This window comes from Mesorhizobium sp. BR1-1-13 (genome assembly GCF_020165515.1).
In the GTDB taxonomy this organism is placed as follows: Bacteria; Pseudomonadota; Alphaproteobacteria; order Rhizobiales; family Rhizobiaceae; genus Mesorhizobium.
The window spans coordinates 48,925-65,010 of the sequence record NZ_JAIUIH010000009.1 but is presented as its reverse complement, the minus strand read 5'-3'; the positions used below and the strand labels follow the sequence as shown (position 1 = coordinate 65,010).

The window sequence follows — 16,086 nt, the reverse complement described above, 5'->3', positions numbered from 1 at the left end:
GGCGGCGACAATAGGGTGGGTCCCATCAAGTTCATGGCCGCCCGTCTTCGGTCTTGCGACCTTGCACAATCAATATGCGTAAACGCCTAGTACGTCAACTGGAAAATTGCGCAAACGCCTATTTTATTGCGTGGCCGCCCTAGCGGAAAGGGCTGCGATAGCAGCGCTGGCAACGGTCCGCTGGTCCTCTAGGGTGTACCACTCATGAGGAATTCTCGACCGCGCTTCCGTTATCGCCCGCGCCACACGCTCGACGTCCACCTCCACCGCCCTCTTCTCCACCCCTCTCAGCCGGGCTAGTTCGTCCAGGATGGCGTTTAGTTTGACGTTGGCGACAAGCGTCAGGCCAATGCCCTGACTGCGCAGCTCGCGCTCGATTTGCTCTATGTTAGCCATTGGAGCCACCCCCATCAGAGAGAGCGGTATGGCCGGCGTCGGTTATGGCGAGGTGGTCTGTGTATTTGCCGGGAACCCATTCGGCCAATCCAATCTCTACCAGTTTTTTGGCTGGCGCATAGGACGACGATGTAGCCTGCGGAGCGTCAGAAATCTCGACAAGCAAGAAGTATTGCGCTTTGGTCAGTGCCCTCAGCCCGCTCACCGGCTTTCCTCCGCAGTCTGTGGGGCGGCGGCAAGCATGGCGCCCCACACTTCTGGCGACAGCTTTGTGAAGTTCAAGATGGTGTTGCCAGCCGCCAGCATCGCCTCTGTCGGCTTGACCGGAACCAACTTCCAGCCATCCGGCGCCTTCCCCTGTTCATTGCCAAGGGAGGAGAGAGCGCCTTCTTGCTGCGATGCGGGGAACCAGTTTTGCGCCAGAAACCATTGAGGGCCAAGCCGACGCATAAACTCGGCTATGTCCTGCCGCAGCGCCTCCACCGCTGTGTCGGGTGCTGGTGGGGTGGCGGCAAGTCGGCGGATACAAGTTTCAACCTCGTTGATAAGTGCTGATGCATCGCAGAGAGATTGATACATGCCCTGGTTGGCGGCCAAATTTATATCTTGCTGAGCATCAAGCAGGCGGTGCAGCAAACTATCGATATATGGGATGCCAGTCGGATCGAAGATGTCGGGGTTTAGTATTGTCGGCTCGGGCCACGCCACCGGCTCGGCCTTCCGCTCCTCTAGGGCGGCGGTGAGCTTGGCGATTTCAAGGATTTCGTCGGCAGAACCGATCTGAGATGCCGTTCCGTCTGCATCGATACGGCTTGCCAGAGCGTACAGGCGCTCGCTGATCTCAACCATTGCTGCTCTCCTCTGTGAGAGAACGAGCGGCGCGGCGGAAATCGCCAGCGGTGAGTTTGGCCGGCTTCGACTGAGCCGCAGGGCCGCCGAACCGCATCCTGCCGTCCGTGAGGAGGGTTGCGTCATCGGGCGTCACCAGCCGCGCAATCTCATCATCAGTCAGGTTCGCGGCTGCGTCCGGCTGCACCAAGCGCTGCCCTTCAACCGCAAGCTTGTCCATAGTTGCGGCGAACTCAGCGAAAGGCTTCAGCGCCTTCCTCGCCTCTTCCAGCTTTGCTTCGGCGGCTTCGGCTCGGGCTTCAGACGAAATGATGGTGTCCGCAAAGCTTGCCAAGGCCAGATCGACGCACTGCTTGGCTTCCTCAATGTCCGATGTATGGCCCAGATCGAGGAATTGCCTCGCATCCGTAAGCGCTACCCATCCCTGCTTCGAGAGGTCTTTGCATTTGCTGTAAGCATCCGCGCCGGTCTTCAATCGTTCATTCTCGGCGCGAAGAGCTCCGAGCTGGCGGTCGTGTTCAGCCTCTCGTGCTGTGGCTTGCTTGACATAGCCGTCTCTGCTGGCGCGGAGAGCGCGCAGATTGGCTAGCGCGTCGGCTATCGGGCGGCCGAGTTCATTCGCGAAGGCTAAGTCACACTCAGCGTAAAGTCTGTCGAATGCTTGGCGCAACCCCTCCAGATCGTCTCCCACCGGCAGGGAGGGAGGCGCTGACGAGGCTTTGGCCTTCTTCTCCTCGATGAGGCGCTTGGCAGCACCCCGAACCATGGGATTGTCGCCATAGGCTCCATCTGCCATTTCCTCCAATTCTTGGCTTCCCTTTACGGTCGGCTCTGCTCGGGAGGAGGCGAGATAGGCGCTGATGGCTTCAGCGAGAGGGCGGGTTTCCTCGCCCTCAGCCAAATCGACACCACCGCCACCGCATCTTGGGCACCAGTCGCCATGAACCGATCCACGCCCAGCGCACGTTGGGCAGTCGATCATGTTCGGGGCTTCCATTGCTGTGTCGAACGCTTTCTTCGCCGCTGCCAGCCCTTCCGCCTCCAGCGCGGGGGTGTTGGAGGTCATGCGTCACCTTTTTTAGCTTCGGCGTAGTAGCGGAGGGCGTTCTGGATCATCCAGGCCACGAACTCGTCGTCACCTTTCAGATCGCCTTCACGGTCGATGATTGAGCCGATTGTCCGCGCGGGACGTTCCTTGCGCCCGCCGACAGTTTCGATGCGCAGGCGCCGTAATTTCTTCGCGGCTGCGAGCAGTGCTGTCTTCTCTGCGTTGCTCATGTCGTGGGCTCCTTGCGCTGTTGCGCGGTGCGGATGATGATTTCGGCGGCTGTGATGGTCACGCCGCCCTCCTATCGCTACGCGGCCGGTTGTTATTGGCCGCCCTACGCCGCCCGCCAAGATCCATTCCCAACAATTGCGCAAGCTCTCGAGCCACACGGCGCGCAGCCTGGCCGACCTCGTTGTTTCCCATGCGCTCGTTAAAGCGCGCGATGCTGAAGAAGGTCGACGGCGTAGAGCCTTGGGCGAGTGCTTCGGCGGCGGTTAGCATGTTGATTGTCATGTGTGTTCCTCTTGCGAATTATTGCGCCGCAATAAGCGGCAAGGCATCCTAATGGACGGCAGGCATCTCGAACCGACACCCATTAAGCCAAGCCACGATGGTCCGTTCACCGACGACCACTGCATAGAACCCCATGCCGGTAAGCGCCTCTTGCGCGCTAAGCGCCGCAACGAAACCGCCGAGCCATAGGTCAGCGATGCTGTCCGCGCTGTTGAGCTTTTGGATTAGCGTGGTCATTGCGCAACCCGCTTACGCCAAGCGGTCTCGCCGTGCTGCTCAATGAAGTTGTCCAGCCTGTCGGCAAGCGCGCTAAACAGGAGCGCGGTTTGCTTCTTGCCGTGGCTCTTCTCGCATCCTCTTGCGAGTTCGCGGATGGCGCGTAGTTCGGCTTCGGCTTGTGCGGTGATCATGACACTGCCACCGCAACAAACAGAACGGCGACCGCAAAGAGTGCGATGCACAAGCCCGCAATAGCGGATTGCACAAGCGTGATGTCAGGCTCTTTGCGGTTAAGTTGCCGTTGATAGGCGGCACCATTGACCATGAATGAGCGGCGCGGGTCGCCGCTGTAGGTTGTAGAAGTCATATCCCGTACTCCTTCTTCGGAGCCAGCCGCCATCTAGACGGTACGGAATCAAACTAGGCGTTTGCGCAACAAACGTCAATAACTATCTTGCGCAAACACCAAATAAATTGCGTGGCCGCAACCCCTACGCGCAACCCTACAGCACCTCATTCCACTGCGCGGCAACCACTATCCCGGTGATTGTCACCTCGTCGGAGCCTTCCTTGTATTGCACGGGCGCCTGGAACTCAGGGCTTGTCGACCGCGGCCACAGCCACATTTCGCCATCTGCGCGAATCTCTAGCTCTTTAATAGTCGCCTCATGCAGCCCATCAGACCGACGCCGGTTGACCAAGACCTTGTGGCCGCTGCGTGGGTGGAGGCCATTTGCGATGGTCGACGCCACCAAGACGTGCGAGCCGGACGGCATCCACTTGTTCATGGAGTCGCCGCGGAGCACGTAAGCTTGCGTGACCAAATACCGCCATGCCGGCTTGAGGTTGAATGACGCAACCGTTTCTTCGTCTGGCGCCCACTGCTCGCCCTCGAGCCATGCGCCAGCTTGCAGCACACCAACGACAGGGAAGACTTCCGCGTCTGAGCCGGCACCCATAGGTACAAGCGGCTGGCCGTACTTCAGGAAATCAATGGAAACATCAAAGGCGACGGAGAGCGCAGCCGCATTTTCCAGCGTCAGTTGCTGCTTGCCATTTTCCCAGCGGGATATCGTGCCTGGATCCACGCCCATGCGCTTTGCTAGTTCGGCGCCGTTCCAGTCGCGTTCGTCGCGCAACGCGCGAATACGCTGGCCGATCGTTTCTACCTTTTGCATGTTCTACCCCTGTTTCTGCACTGCGCTCGGTGCTTGCGACCGATTCGGCCTTGCGCATACGCCATTTTCAGTTTTGCGTCAATGCATATCTACTTGGCGTGGACGCAACTTAGCAATTGACATTTATTGCGTAAACGCCTAGTTTGATTCCACGGTTAACGTTCTGGTCGCGGGTTGGTTCCGCCCAAAATCAAAAACCGCCCAATCGGGAGATGCACAAAATGAAGAGCATTGGGACCACCCACGTCAGTGGGTGGAGGGGTTTTAATTACGGCAAAAACGACGGCTCGCTTGTTGAGCATATCTTGGAAGGGGAGGACGAACAACCAGGCTTCATAGCCAGCGCCCGAGACTTCATCACAGGCTACAGCGCTTCATTCGCGCGGCCCACAATCAGCGCGGAGGACGAATAAATGACTGACGGTACCGGTGAATTGAAGATCGGAGACGCAGTGCGTGTCGACATTGCGGGCCGCGTGATCGGACGGTCGGAATATGAACAAGGGCCGGACGCGTACTTGGTTGAGTACGAACGTGCCGGCAAGAAGAAGCGCGAGTGGATCGTTGCGGACGCGTTGGTTGCAGCAACAAGCAGCGACGCGGTGCCGGTGTTCAACGAGGTGCCGGCATGATCGGCGCGCGGTGCAGGATTCTGCTTGGCGACTACGACGGCAATGTCGTCGGGCGCCGGACATATGTCGGCGAGGCAGACCGCTTTGCGGTGCGCTTCCTTGATGGCAGCGGGCCGCGCGAACACTGGTTCCAGGCACACGAAATTTCATTCGATGGCCGCGAGGCCGAAGGCAATGTGGTGGCACTGCACGGTAGTGCGGCAAGCGAGAGGAAACGGGCATGAATATGCACGTGGGTGCGACCGTGATGAAGGTGGCGAGCAAGTTTAAGGTGGGTGATCGGGTGCGTCGCATTAATTGCGATAACAACCCGACCATGGTTGTAGGGTGGACAGGTGTAGTCAAGGGATTCAAACTTCTTTACGGTGATGAGTATCTTGACTTTGGCGGCGGTGTCGATGGCAACGCTGTGAATTTCGAACCAGCTCCATTGTTCGCCGTAGGCGACAAGGTGCGGGTGGTGAAGTCGGGCAGGGGCCATGACGCTTCCTTCCATGGTGCGGAGGTCGGCGATGTCCTTACGGTTACTACCGTAGGCGACGGCGCCGTTAATGCTGGCCGATGGGCGTTCTATTTCCACGAAATAGAACTCATCCCGCCCGCCTACACCTCCTGCGCCGCAGCGGAAGTCGACAACTTGGCCGACGAGTATGGTGCGCCGAAGACGGCAAGCAAGGTCCGTTGCCTTGTTGACCAGTTCGATGTGACAAAGGGCAAAATCTACGAAGTCGATGAAGTCGACGGAAAATCCGTTTGGATCATCGATGATGTCGGCGACACGTTCTATCTGACCAGTAGCGAATTCGAACACGTTGCCGTTGCGCCAGCAACCGCGCTGCGCATCGAGGCCGGCAAGTTCTACAAGACGCGCGATGGGCGGAGGGTCGGGCCATACAGCCATGCCTTCAGTGACATTTGGCGCGTCGGTGGAGATCACTCAACCGCAGTTTTTGAGGATGGCACCACTAGCCGTACCGGCAGGAAATCCGACAACGACCTCATCGCCGAATGGACCGACGAGCCGGTTGCCGACCGCGTGCCTGGTTATCGTTTCACCAGCAAGAACCCGCCCAAGATGGGCGACAGGGTTCGCATCGGAGACCAAGGTACGTTTGCGGTCAAGGAAGTGAAGTCCAACGGGAATATCTGTTTCTCCGACAGGCCGCGCGACATGACTTGGCTGCTTCACAAGTCGGAAGGCGCGTCGGACTGCACGCTCGTTGCGCCCGCTGGCGCACCCACCTCCATCGCCGACATCGTAGCTCGCCATTCGGCAAGCGGAACGGCGATCGTCTGCCTGCTTGAGAACGGCAAGCCCGCACCGGCCACGCAGCCTTTCGTTCACGGCACCGCCGAACTGGCCACCAAGGAGGCTACCCGCCTAGCCAACGTCCATCGGGGCAAGGAGTTCGGCGTCTACACACTTGGCGCCGTCGCCAAGGTCGAGCGCGTATATGAGCATGAATGGCAGCGGTTGGCTGCTGGTGGGCAGGTGATTGCGGCGATTAAGGAACTGCGGCGCATTACCGGAATGGGTTTGGCTACCGCAAAAGACGCCGTTGAAGATTGGCTTGGGCGGGAGGCTGAAAGCGAGCGGCGAGCCACTTCGCCTTTGTTCTAGCCTCCTAACCAACCACGTACCGCAACCACCACACTGCTGCGCAGGAGCGCAGCAGTCAGGAGGGACTATGACTGAAACCACCATTAACGGCACACTCCGCAACGCACGCCTTATCTTCGACGGCGACCCACGCTGTCCGTGCCTTCGTGGCGAAGTCTTTGGTGACACCAAGGGCCGATTCGCTGACGGTACGCCGATTACGACGAGCCGCCTTAAGGCGCAGGAGGACGGCTTGGTCTTTCGCACCACCTACAGCGTTTACAAGGTGGAGTCGTGGGCATGACCTACACAGACTCCTACGACCCGGATTTGCACGGCTCTCCGGAACGTATCCCACCCGCCGCACAGCGCTACATGGCGGTTTGGCTGACCGTCGCCATTGTGCTTCTGCCGCTGCTCATCTGGGCAGCGCTATGACCGCCGCCCTTACCTGGCCGCCGGCATGGCTGCTCGGCCTTATTGTCCTCGCCCTTTACGCATCTTGGAGGCTTACCTTTGGCTATTGACTGGAATGACGGCGCACCAGCCGACACGATTGAAAACGAACCGGCCTTCTGCGTCTTCTACGCAGGCGCTAAAACAGGCAAGACCACGCTTGCCAGCGAGTTCCCGGCGCCGCTCTATGTGCGTACCGGCAAGGGCGAGCGCGCACCTGCTGGCGTCAAGATGAAGTCGTTCGGCGTGTCGGAAACCTATGAAGACGTCATCGACCAAGCTGACTGGATGCTGCAGACCGAACATGACCGCAAGACGCTGGTGGTCGACTCGGCAGACGGCCTTGAGCAGCTTATCCGCGCCAAGGTGTGCGCCGACAATAAGTGGGCAAACATTGAGGAGCCTGGCTTCGGGAAGGGGTACGCGCTCGAGCTTTCCATTTGGCACGAGTTCGTCAACAAGATCCTCGACCTGAAAGAGGCCGGCTACTACGTCGTTGTCATCGCGCACGTCAAAGCCAAGACCGTTCCTGGCGTCACCACCGACAGCTACCCGCGCTACATGCCCAACCTTCGCGACGATGCTATCGGCGCACTTATCGATGCGGCGGACCTGATCGGCTTTTTACATCAGCGCGTGTCGATCAAGAAGGAAGACGCAGGCTTCAAGAAGACCAACAACCGCGGCGAAGGTGGCGGCGAAATGCTTATCGCCGTGCAGGAGCGGCCAGGCTTCATTGCCGGTAATCGCTACGGCATCGAAAAGGCAACGCTGCCCTTCAAGCGCGGCGAGGGCTTCAAGGTTCTGGACTTCTATTTCCAGCGCAACGCGCTGCCGGTTGAAGAGCCGGAAGAGAAGGGTGCTGACGGATAGTGGACGCGGACAATGATAACAAGCTCCCGCGCAGTCGTGCGGAGGCTAAGGCTGCGGGCGTAAAGTGGTACTTCACCGGTAAGCCTTGCAAGCATGGGCATGTGGCGAAACGGTTTACTTGTGACGGTGCCTGTATCGAGTGCTCAAGGGAATTCCAGCGCAAGAAGTACGCCGCAAACCCTGAGAGCGTAAGCGCAGGAAGGAACATCCTGAGAAGATCCGGGAGGCTACGCAAAAATGGCGCGAGGCTAATCCGGACAAAAGGAAAGAGATTGCACGGGCAGCGTCGCGTCGAAGGTATGCGACCAAACCGATGGATGTCAGAGCGCAGAATGACAAGTGGCGCGCTAATAACCCGGAAAGGGTCAAGGAAAATCGTCGCCGCTATGAGAAAATAAAGATGGAGGATCCGGCCTACCGGTTGGAAAAATCAATAAGCACTGGCGTTAGGAAGGGCATCATAAGCGGTTCCAAAGCAGCAAGAAGCACGTTCGCACTGCTTGAGTACACAGTCGATGAATTGCGCGCCCATCTTGAGGAACAATTTCAGCCAGGAATGTCGTGGGATAACTATGGAAGGAACGGCTGGCACGTAGACCACAAAATACCCCTATCGGCCCACAACTATCAGACACCTGACGACATTGACTTTAAGAAGGCGTGGGCACTTTCCAATCTGCAGCCTCTTTGGGAGGCAGATAACATAAGCAAGGGCGCGAAGTTAAGCGCGCCGTTTCAACCATCACTCGCGTTAGCAGCATAGGAGCCAAACTTTGAGCAAGATCGACTTCGACTACGAGATCGACACAGATACCGACAAGCAGGGCGGGGGTGGAGGCATCATTCCGCACGGCTATTACCGCGCATGGGCAGAGGCAATTGATTTCCCTGAAACAAAGGACAAGAAGGGCCGCCAGGCAGCAATAACTTTCGAGATTCAGGAGCCCGAAGAGTGGAAGGGGCGCAAGTGGTGGGAATACTGGACTGTAGTCCATGCGGACGGCTTCCAGAACGGCTCATACAAATACGGAAAGCCCAAGCTAGACTGCTTTGGTCGCGCCGTTGGCGTTGTCATCGAAAAGGGTACTGACAGCGACGATTTGCTGTTCAAGTCGTTCGTTGCCGAGGTCGTAATCAGCGAGGGCCAGGCGAAAAACGACGGCAGCGGTGACAAATATAAAGACAAGAACCAGATCCGAAAGTTCTTCTATGAGGACGACCAGGCCAAGGAGCCTGTGCCGGAACTCGGCGTGATTGGCGACGGCACGATGCCGGCGCGCGCGGAGAAGAAGACGGCGCCTGCGGCGAATGATAACAAGCCAGCCGCGACCGCTACTGCTGGGGCGGCGCCGGCAAAGAAATTGCCGTGGGGCAAAAAAGCCGCCTAACACCTAACGGCGGGCTTCGGCCCGCCACCCCTTTCCATTAGAGGAGAACAAGCGTGAAGATAGAACGCAACGCATTGTCGCGCCTGCTCGCCAGTGCCACGAAAGTGGTCGAAGGTCGCAACAACATCCCGATCCTATCAACCGTGCGCCTTGTTGCGGACGGCGATGTGCTTACCGTTACGGCCAGCGACTTGGATATCGAAGTCCAGGCCAGCGCTCCATGCGAAGGCGATCTCGCCATCTGCGTCGACGCCAAACTTCTTGCTGGCATTGTGGCCAAGTTGCCGGCTAGTGCGGTGGTCGAGTTCGACCTGAAGGACGCCAACCTTACCGTCAAGTCTGGTCGCTCGACGTTCAAACTGCAGACGCTCCCGATTGAGGACTTCCCATCGTTCTCAGTCGACGGCTTTACCGCCGAATTCACCACGGACCTGGCCGCGCTCTTTGCGCCGGTTGCGTTCGCCATCTCGACGGAAGAGACGCGCTATTATCTAAACGGTGTTTACATCCACGACACGGCTGGCGGGTTGATTGCGGTTGCTACGGATGGCCACCGGCTCGCCAAGCACACCGCGCCAACCGTTGGCGCCATTCCTGCGGTCATCGTCCCGCGCAAACTCGTTGGCCTGGTTCCGAAAGGGCAGGTTGCCGTGTCGCTCAGCGATACCAAGATCCGCATTGTGGGCGCGGACGGCACGTACACATCTAAGCTGATCGACGGCACCTTCCCGGACTATGAGCGCGTTATTCCCAAGGCAAACGATAAGGTGATCACGTTCGAGTCGCCGGACATGCGGCAGGCGGCGGAGCGTGTGTCGGTTGTGTCGTCTGAACGTGGCCGCGCCATTCGGCTGAACTTCGCAGACAACCAGGCAACGCTTGCCATCAACAATCCCGAGCAGGGCAGCGCTAACGAGGAGATCGCCGTTTCATACGAAGGCGAGGCAATCGAAATCGGCTTCAACTCGGCTTATTTGGCGGAACTGATCGGGCAGTTTCCGGCTGGGACAATTTCGTTGGCGCTGAATGACGGTGGCTCGCCAGCCGTGTTCACGTCGGCAAGCGCGCCGGACTTGCTGGCAGTTTTGATGCCGATGCGTGTTTAGTTATGGCGTGGCCTCCGAAAGACGGCACGCCGTACATGCCAGCCAACGGCACGGAAGGCATGGATTTCATAGACGCGTGGTGCGCGGATTGCGCCCACGATGATGAGGAGAACGAGGATTACTGCGAAATCCTGTCTAACTCATTCTTTGGCCTACAGCCCAAGGAATGGACGTGGCTCGGTGGCTGCGGCCATTGCTCGAAATTCGCGCCATTTGAGCCGGGCAAAGCCAAGCCAGAACCGCGCTGTCCGCATACCTTGGAGTTGTTCGCATGACCACACCGGCAACCCAACTTGAGATCGCCGCACAATGGCTGAAGGAGGCCGCAATGCTGCTACGCGGCAACAAGGACGCATACCAGTTCAGCCGCGTTGCGGAGGATTGCTTGCGTGTGGCGGGGGTCAAAAGCAAATGACCTGCATCGTTGGAATTGTTTACGGCGGCAAGGTGTACCTCGGCGGCGATAGCGCTGGCGTTGACGGCACCGATATCAACGTACGCACGCAGAGCAAGGTGTTTCGCAACGGCGATTTCGTCATTGGCTACACGACATCATTCCGCATGGGCAATCTTCTTCAGCATGCGTTTGTGCCGCCGCGCTGGCATCCAGATGACGACCTATACAAGTTTATGGTCACCGATTTTGTCGATGCGGCCAAATCATGCCTGGAAGCGGGCGGATACACGGCTGGCGGCAACTTCCTTGTTGGCTACGCCGGACGCCTGTTCGAAATCCAAGACGACTGGCAGGTTTCCGAAACTATCGACAGATACATGGCTGTTGGGTGCGGAGATAAATACGCGCTCGGCAATCTGTACGACAGCAAGGGCGCGCCGAAGTCCCGCATCATAAAAGCACTCAATGCGGCAGCGCACTGCAATGCGGGCGTGCGTGCGCCGTTCTTTGTGGAGATGGTGTGACATGGACATCAAGATTGAACGACTGAGCGACACGCACGACTGCGAGACGTGCGGCCCGTCATGGGCGGAAGGCGCTCGCATCTATATCGATGGTGCGCTTGTCCTCGAACTCGATCCGCATGCACATTGCTATGACGGGGACAACTACGATGACGAAGCTATCTTCCGGCGTATCCTCGAACACCTCGGACACACAGTCGCTTTTGTGGGGGCAGCATAACTTTGCCCGCCATCCCCACAGAAACGCCAGGCGAGACGCCCACGGTTGCGGCAATCTATGCCGCCTATGAGGCAGAGCACGAACACTATGACAGTCTAGGCATTTCGGTAGGCGAGGCGGCCACGGAATGCGATCGCGCTCTCTGGTACACCTTCAGGTGGTCCTCAGAACCCGAAACGTTTGGCGGCCGACAGTTGCGGCTGTTCGAAACAGGAAATCTTGAAGAGGACCGGCTTGTCGCTGATCTCGTAAAGATCGGCGTCGAAGTCTACGGACAGCAAGACCGCATACGCTTGGTCGGCTCGCACGTCCGCGGTAAGTGCGACGGCAAGGGCATGGGCATACCTGAGGCACCGCAAACCGAGCACCTGCTAGAGTTCAAGTCGTCCAATGAAAAAGGAATGAAGGAACTTCACAAGCACGACCCGCGCCATGGTGGCAAAGGGATTCGCATTAGCAAACCCTTGCACTTCGGCCAGTGCCAACTTGGAATGCATCAATTCGGCTTGTCGCGCGCGCTGTACTTGGCGGCGTGCAAGAACACAGACACGTTGTATTCGGAGCGCGTTGAGTACGATGTCGAATGGACGTTGCGCCTATTGGCGCGCGCCGAGCGCATCATAAACGCAGCGGATCCGCCTAGTCGCATAAGCGACAAGCCTGACTCGTGGCTGTGCCGTTTCTGCAAGCACCATGACGTTTGCCACAGCGCCAAACTGCCGCGCGTTACGTGCCGCTCCTGCCTGCACGCAACGCCAGAAATGGGCGGCGATGCAGCCTGGTCGTGCGCGCGGTGGAGCAAACCGCTTTCGGTGCAAGAGCAAAAGGATTCGTGCCCAGCCCATCTGTTCGTGCCGGCGCTAGTACCGGGTGAATTGCTGGAGGTGGATGAGGCCGCTGAGACAATTGCTTACAGAATGGCGGACGGCACGATTTGGACAGATGGCGTCAACGATGCACGACAGTAATAGTAATTGGTCGCACCTTCCAACAACAAGAAAAGATGCGATATCTATAGGATCCAAACATTACTTTACCGGCAAGCCGTGTAAGCGAGGTCATGTGGACCGCAGACTGACTAGCGATCGCAGTTGCATGGAATGCAATCGCAACACGGCCAAAGAGAGCTATTATGAAGACATCGAGTTGTCCCGTGAAAAGAACCGCGAAAACCAGCGGATTATTCGGAAGAAAGACCCGGACGCATACAGAAAAATGCGCCGCGATAATTACGCGAAGAACGCCGAGAAAGTACTAGAGCGAGAGCGCAAACGCAGGATAGGAAATCTTGCGGCGATAAACACAGATCGCCGGGAGAAGAGAGCGACCAATCGCGACTCCATAAACGCAGCGATGCGCAAGAGATATGCAGATAATATAGACATAGAGCGAAATCGCTCCCGCGCGCGTCGAACTGACAAGTCAGATGAAGTGAAACAATATTATAGAGATCGATACGCAGAAAACCCCGCATTAAGACTACATGCAGCTATATCGACAGGAATCCGAAGTGGTCTAAAGAAGGGTCAGAAGGCTGGGCGCAAGACTTTTGATTTATTGGGGTACAGTGTTGAAGATCTAAAACGTCATCTAGAGGAGAGATTTCTCCCAGGCATGAGTTGGGACAATTACGGGAAAGGCGACTGTACTTGGGAAATAGACCACATCATTCCTCAATCTGCGTTCCACTTCAAGACGCCGGAAGACATTGATTTTAGGAAATGTTGGGCGCTGGCTAATCTAACGCCACTTTGGGGTGTCGATAATCGCAGCAAGAGCGACAAGTTAACAAAGCCGTTCCAGCCATCATTGGCGATCGCCCTACCCGATAACGACAACCGTATAAAGCAGGATATCGCCGCATGACCGAAGTTCGTCCCAAGGCATTTGACACAAAAGTCCTAAATTATCTGCCCGTCCTCAAAAAACTAGCGCGCAAGCTTACCAGCACTGCCGACGAGCGAGAGGAGTTGGTGCAGGACACGCTTGCTTACATCTTCGGCCACTGGACCAACTTTCGTCCTGACGGCGGCATGTACAATTGGCTAACGCTAAACATGCGCTCTATCGCGCAGGGCAAGCGCCAGGTTGCGGCCAACAAGCACAAGAACATGCCTCGCGCTGGCGAGTCCGCCTTGGCCACCATGGGTACACAGCCGCGCCAGGAGGATATTGTGTACGCCAACCAGATCGTACGGCGCCTGTCGCGCAGCCGTGACGGCCGCATGCTTGTGCGTCTTGGTGGTGGCGAGATGCTTAAGGATATTGGCAAGCGGCGAGGCATCGGCGCTGAGCGCGTGCGGCAGCTTACGGATAGGGCACGTGAGCGGTTGGCGAAGGTGGCTGCTTGAAAGTGATGTGCCCGATATGCCGCCAACCGGCAGAGCGCACCGAAACCCGGTATGGCCCACGTAACGATTGCTGCGGACTGTGGTCGTGGGGCGACAAGCAACTTGTCGATGCCGAAACGCATGCCGCTCGCAAGGCTGCGCACGATGCATTTGACCCATTGTGGAAGACCGGCACGATGACGCGAACCCGTGCGTATCGGGAGTTAAGGCGGGCATTGGGCATTAGCGAGAGGAGTTGTCACATGGCTAAGATGTCGAAGGAGATGGCTCTCAAAGTACCTGCGGCTGTTGGCAAGATGGTAGCCTCATTGAAGGTGGCTGCGTAATGGCGCTCCGCTATTATCAAAGGGAGGCGATCGACGCCATTTTCGAGTACTGGCGCGAAGAAGCCGGCCACCCACTTGTCGACATGGCCACCGGCACCGGGAAGTCCATAACCATGGCGACCCTAACCAAGGAACTTGTCGAGGGCTGGCCGGAACTGCGTGTGCTAAACGTTGCCCATAGGGAAGAGCTGGTGGAGGGCAATTTCGGCGAACTGGTGGGCGTCTATCCGTTTGCACCTGTCGGCATATATGCCGCAGCATTGGGGCGCCGCGATAGCCACTCGCAAATCATCTTCGGCCAGATCCAAACCATCTATAACAAGGCTGCGGAAATCGGCCATATCGACGTGCTCGAGATTGACGAGGTGCATCTTGTGCCGCGCGATGCCGAGACGATGTACGGGCAGTTCATCGCTGCATTGCTCGCCATCAATCCAGACATGAAAATCGTCGGCTTTACCGCCACGATTTACCGTCTGGATAGCGGGCGCCTGGACGAAGGCGAAGGCTGCATGTTCGATAAGGTGGTCTATACCTATTCGATATCGCAGGGCATTGATGACGGATTCCTGTCGCCGCTCTCGTCCAAGGGCATGGCGACAGGCTTTGACCTGACCGGAGTCGGCACGCTTGGTGGCGATTACAAGAAAGGTGCGCTGGCCGCCGCGGTCGACAAAGAGGAGATTACCCGGCAAGCCGTAGCCGAGGCGGTTGCATATGGCGCCAACCGGCGCACGGCTTTGTTCTTCTGCTCCGGCGTAGAGCACGCCGAGCATGTTCGCGACGAAGTGCGCCGGCATGGCAAGACGTGCGAAATCATTACCGGCAACACGCCCAAGGGCGAGCGTCGACGGATCCTGACTGAATACAAGGCTGGCCGCATTTGGGGTGTCAGCAACGACGCGGTTTTGACGGTTGGCACCAACGTGCCGGGCATCGACCTGATTGCAGATTTGGCTCCAACCAAGTCAACGAGCAGGTATGTCCAAAAAGCTGGCCGCGGCACTCGTCCGGTGTATCCTGCCGGCTTCAATCCCGACACGGCCCCAGCCGAGGAGCGGCGTGCCGCTATTGCCAATGGGCCAAAGCCTAACTGCCTCTATCTCGACTACGCCAAGAACGTTTCGTACCACGGCCCGGTCGACATGGTGCAGCCAAAGACGCCTGGCAAGGGGGATGGCAGTCCGCCAATCAAGCAGTGTCCGCAAGAGGAAGGTGGCTGCGGCGAGTTAGTGCATATCTCAGTCATGACGTGCCCATGCTGCGGCAGGGACTTCCCGCCATCCGAGAATGTGAAAATCACGGCTAAGGCCGACGATGTTCCGATCTTGTCGAAGGCTGAAGCAACTTGGCGGCCGGTGACTGACAGGCGCTTTGACTTCCACGAAGGCAAGGGCGACAAGCCGCCATCTGTTAAGGTTTCGTACACATGCGGAATGACGTCGATACGCGAATGGCTTTGTCCGCAGCATACCGGGTTTGCAAAGAGCAAGGCTAGTCGCTGGTGGGCGCAACATGGCGGTGGCCGTCCGTTTCCAGATACGGTTATGGCCTGGCTCGAGCGGCAGCGGGAATTGCTTGTGACGGCCGAGATCGCTGTGGCGCCAGACGGGAAGTACTGGACGGTTAAGGATGTGCGGCCCGGCACCGAGCGGGCGCACGCTAATGACAACGAGCATCAAGCAGCGAATGATAACGTAAGCCGCATAAGCGATGCTGATTGGCGCGATATGCAGGAGGTACCGTTTTGAGCAGTTCACACATCATAATCGTGGCGCGCAGCACCGAGACTGGAGAGGTGCGCCTGCCGCTTGAAGACTTGACGCTTTACGGGTGCGGCGGCGAGGAGGACGTCCTACAGACGTGCCGCATGTCTTATAGCGAAGAATGGGCGCTGACGCTCTATCGCCCTTACGGCGACACCTACTGTGGGGGCAAGAAATGAAAACACCAACCGAAGTGCTTACTGCCGAACTACGCGGCTGCTGCAACGGCTATATAGGCGCGCCG

The 16,086-nt window shown here is 57.9% G+C and carries 27 protein-coding genes; 18 read left to right on the top strand and 9 right to left on the bottom strand.

What is annotated here, in order from left to right; all coding sequences use genetic code 11:
- Positions 1 to 123 precede the first annotated feature (123 nt).
- The 9 genes from LB533_RS20615 to LB533_RS20575 form a co-directional block, all read right to left on the bottom strand.
- Positions 124 to 396 carry a hypothetical protein gene (locus tag LB533_RS20615; RefSeq protein WP_224678134.1) on the bottom strand — a complete coding sequence of 91 codons (273 nt, stop codon included), beginning with the start codon at positions 394 to 396 and terminating at the stop codon, positions 124 to 126.
- A gap of 201 nt (positions 397 to 597) precedes the next feature.
- Positions 598 to 1,245, bottom strand: coding sequence for a hypothetical protein (locus tag LB533_RS20610; RefSeq protein WP_224678133.1), 648 nt, complete (start codon positions 1,243 to 1,245; stop codon positions 598 to 600).
- The gene (locus LB533_RS20605; RefSeq protein ID WP_224678132.1) at positions 1,238 to 2,311 is read right to left on the bottom strand and encodes a hypothetical protein; all 1,074 of its coding nucleotides are present in this window, start codon (positions 2,309 to 2,311) and stop codon (positions 1,238 to 1,240) included. Before LB533_RS20605 ends, LB533_RS20610 begins: the two co-directional genes overlap by 8 nt.
- Complete coding sequence (locus LB533_RS20600) at positions 2,308 to 2,523, bottom strand: hypothetical protein (RefSeq protein ID WP_224678131.1); 216 nt, start codon at positions 2,521 to 2,523, stop codon at positions 2,308 to 2,310. Before LB533_RS20600 ends, LB533_RS20605 begins: the two co-directional genes overlap by 4 nt.
- A gap of 58 nt (positions 2,524 to 2,581) precedes the next feature.
- Complete coding sequence (locus tag LB533_RS20595) at positions 2,582 to 2,806, bottom strand: hypothetical protein (protein WP_224678130.1); 225 nt, start codon at positions 2,804 to 2,806, stop codon at positions 2,582 to 2,584.
- Positions 2,807 to 2,854: 48 nt separating this feature from the next.
- Positions 2,855 to 3,043: a hypothetical protein gene (locus tag LB533_RS20590; protein WP_224678129.1), complete on the bottom strand. Its 189-nt coding sequence runs from the start codon at positions 3,041 to 3,043 to the stop codon at positions 2,855 to 2,857.
- Positions 3,040 to 3,216, bottom strand: coding sequence for a hypothetical protein (locus LB533_RS20585; protein ID WP_224678128.1), 177 nt, complete (start codon positions 3,214 to 3,216; stop codon positions 3,040 to 3,042). Before LB533_RS20585 ends, LB533_RS20590 begins: the two co-directional genes overlap by 4 nt.
- Positions 3,213 to 3,392 carry a hypothetical protein gene (locus LB533_RS20580; RefSeq protein WP_224678127.1) on the bottom strand — a complete coding sequence of 60 codons (180 nt, stop codon included), beginning with the start codon at positions 3,390 to 3,392 and terminating at the stop codon, positions 3,213 to 3,215. The genes LB533_RS20585 and LB533_RS20580 overlap by 4 nt, the downstream gene beginning before the upstream one ends.
- A 136-nt stretch (positions 3,393 to 3,528) precedes the next feature.
- A complete protein-coding gene (locus LB533_RS20575) occupies positions 3,529 to 4,203 on the bottom strand; it encodes a helix-turn-helix domain-containing protein (RefSeq protein WP_224678126.1) in 675 nt (224 codons plus the stop codon).
- Positions 4,204 to 4,616: 413 nt separating this feature from the next.
- Here LB533_RS20575 and LB533_RS20570 point away from each other — a divergent pair, with 413 nt between their 5' ends.
- The 18 genes from LB533_RS20570 to LB533_RS20485 all read left to right on the top strand — a co-directional run bounded on the left by LB533_RS20570 (position 4,617) and on the right by LB533_RS20485 (position 16,021).
- Complete coding sequence (locus LB533_RS20570) at positions 4,617 to 4,835, top strand: hypothetical protein (protein WP_224678125.1); 219 nt, start codon at positions 4,617 to 4,619, stop codon at positions 4,833 to 4,835.
- On the top strand, positions 4,832 to 5,059 hold the full coding sequence (locus tag LB533_RS20565; protein ID WP_224678124.1) for a hypothetical protein: 228 nt from the start codon (positions 4,832 to 4,834) through the stop codon (positions 5,057 to 5,059). Before LB533_RS20570 ends, LB533_RS20565 begins: the two co-directional genes overlap by 4 nt.
- On the top strand, positions 5,056 to 6,456 hold the full coding sequence (locus LB533_RS20560; RefSeq protein ID WP_224678123.1) for a ribosomal protein L7/L12: 1,401 nt from the start codon (positions 5,056 to 5,058) through the stop codon (positions 6,454 to 6,456). Before LB533_RS20565 ends, LB533_RS20560 begins: the two co-directional genes overlap by 4 nt.
- A gap of 67 nt (positions 6,457 to 6,523) precedes the next feature.
- Entirely contained in the window at positions 6,524 to 6,739 is a 216-nt protein-coding gene (locus LB533_RS20555) for a hypothetical protein (protein WP_224678122.1), read from the top strand.
- The gene (locus tag LB533_RS20550; RefSeq protein ID WP_224678121.1) at positions 6,736 to 6,873 is read left to right on the top strand and encodes a hypothetical protein; all 138 of its coding nucleotides are present in this window, start codon (positions 6,736 to 6,738) and stop codon (positions 6,871 to 6,873) included. The genes LB533_RS20555 and LB533_RS20550 overlap by 4 nt, the downstream gene beginning before the upstream one ends.
- 78 nt (positions 6,874 to 6,951) lie before the next feature.
- Positions 6,952 to 7,764, top strand: a complete 813-nt coding sequence (locus LB533_RS20545; RefSeq protein WP_224678120.1) for an ATP-binding protein — start codon at positions 6,952 to 6,954, stop codon at positions 7,762 to 7,764.
- Between the two features lie 313 nt (positions 7,765 to 8,077).
- Entirely contained in the window at positions 8,078 to 8,527 is a 450-nt protein-coding gene (locus LB533_RS20540; protein WP_224678119.1) for a hypothetical protein, read from the top strand.
- A 10-nt stretch (positions 8,528 to 8,537) separates the two neighbouring features.
- Entirely contained in the window at positions 8,538 to 9,152 is a 615-nt protein-coding gene (locus LB533_RS20535) for a hypothetical protein (RefSeq protein ID WP_224678118.1), read from the top strand.
- A 53-nt stretch (positions 9,153 to 9,205) separates the two neighbouring features.
- Complete coding sequence (gene dnaN / locus LB533_RS20530; RefSeq protein WP_224678117.1) at positions 9,206 to 10,258, top strand: DNA polymerase III subunit beta; 1,053 nt, start codon at positions 9,206 to 9,208, stop codon at positions 10,256 to 10,258.
- Between the two features lie 271 nt (positions 10,259 to 10,529).
- Positions 10,530 to 10,673 carry a hypothetical protein gene (locus LB533_RS20525; RefSeq protein WP_224678116.1) on the top strand — a complete coding sequence of 48 codons (144 nt, stop codon included), beginning with the start codon at positions 10,530 to 10,532 and terminating at the stop codon, positions 10,671 to 10,673.
- Positions 10,670 to 11,179, top strand: a complete 510-nt coding sequence (locus tag LB533_RS20520) for a hypothetical protein (RefSeq protein ID WP_224678115.1) — start codon at positions 10,670 to 10,672, stop codon at positions 11,177 to 11,179. The genes LB533_RS20525 and LB533_RS20520 overlap by 4 nt, the downstream gene beginning before the upstream one ends.
- 1 nt (position 11,180) lies before the next feature.
- Positions 11,181 to 11,399, top strand: coding sequence for a hypothetical protein (locus LB533_RS20515; protein ID WP_224678114.1), 219 nt, complete (start codon positions 11,181 to 11,183; stop codon positions 11,397 to 11,399).
- 2 nt (positions 11,400 to 11,401) lie between these two features.
- Positions 11,402 to 12,367, top strand: coding sequence for an oxidoreductase (locus tag LB533_RS20510; protein WP_224678113.1), 966 nt, complete (start codon positions 11,402 to 11,404; stop codon positions 12,365 to 12,367).
- 127 nt (positions 12,368 to 12,494) lie between these two features.
- On the top strand, positions 12,495 to 13,265 hold the full coding sequence (locus tag LB533_RS20505; protein WP_224678112.1) for a hypothetical protein: 771 nt from the start codon (positions 12,495 to 12,497) through the stop codon (positions 13,263 to 13,265).
- Positions 13,262 to 13,750 carry a sigma-70 family RNA polymerase sigma factor gene (locus tag LB533_RS20500; RefSeq protein WP_224678111.1) on the top strand — a complete coding sequence of 163 codons (489 nt, stop codon included), beginning with the start codon at positions 13,262 to 13,264 and terminating at the stop codon, positions 13,748 to 13,750. The genes LB533_RS20505 and LB533_RS20500 overlap by 4 nt, the downstream gene beginning before the upstream one ends.
- A 5-nt stretch (positions 13,751 to 13,755) precedes the next feature.
- Entirely contained in the window at positions 13,756 to 14,076 is a 321-nt protein-coding gene (locus LB533_RS30205) for a zinc-finger-containing protein (RefSeq protein WP_224678196.1), read from the top strand.
- Positions 14,076 to 15,827: a DEAD/DEAH box helicase gene (locus LB533_RS20490; protein WP_224678110.1), complete on the top strand. Its 1,752-nt coding sequence runs from the start codon at positions 14,076 to 14,078 to the stop codon at positions 15,825 to 15,827. Before LB533_RS30205 ends, LB533_RS20490 begins: the two co-directional genes overlap by 1 nt.
- Entirely contained in the window at positions 15,824 to 16,021 is a 198-nt protein-coding gene (locus LB533_RS20485) for a hypothetical protein (protein ID WP_224678109.1), read from the top strand. The genes LB533_RS20490 and LB533_RS20485 overlap by 4 nt, the downstream gene beginning before the upstream one ends.
- Positions 16,022 to 16,086 lie beyond the last annotated feature (65 nt).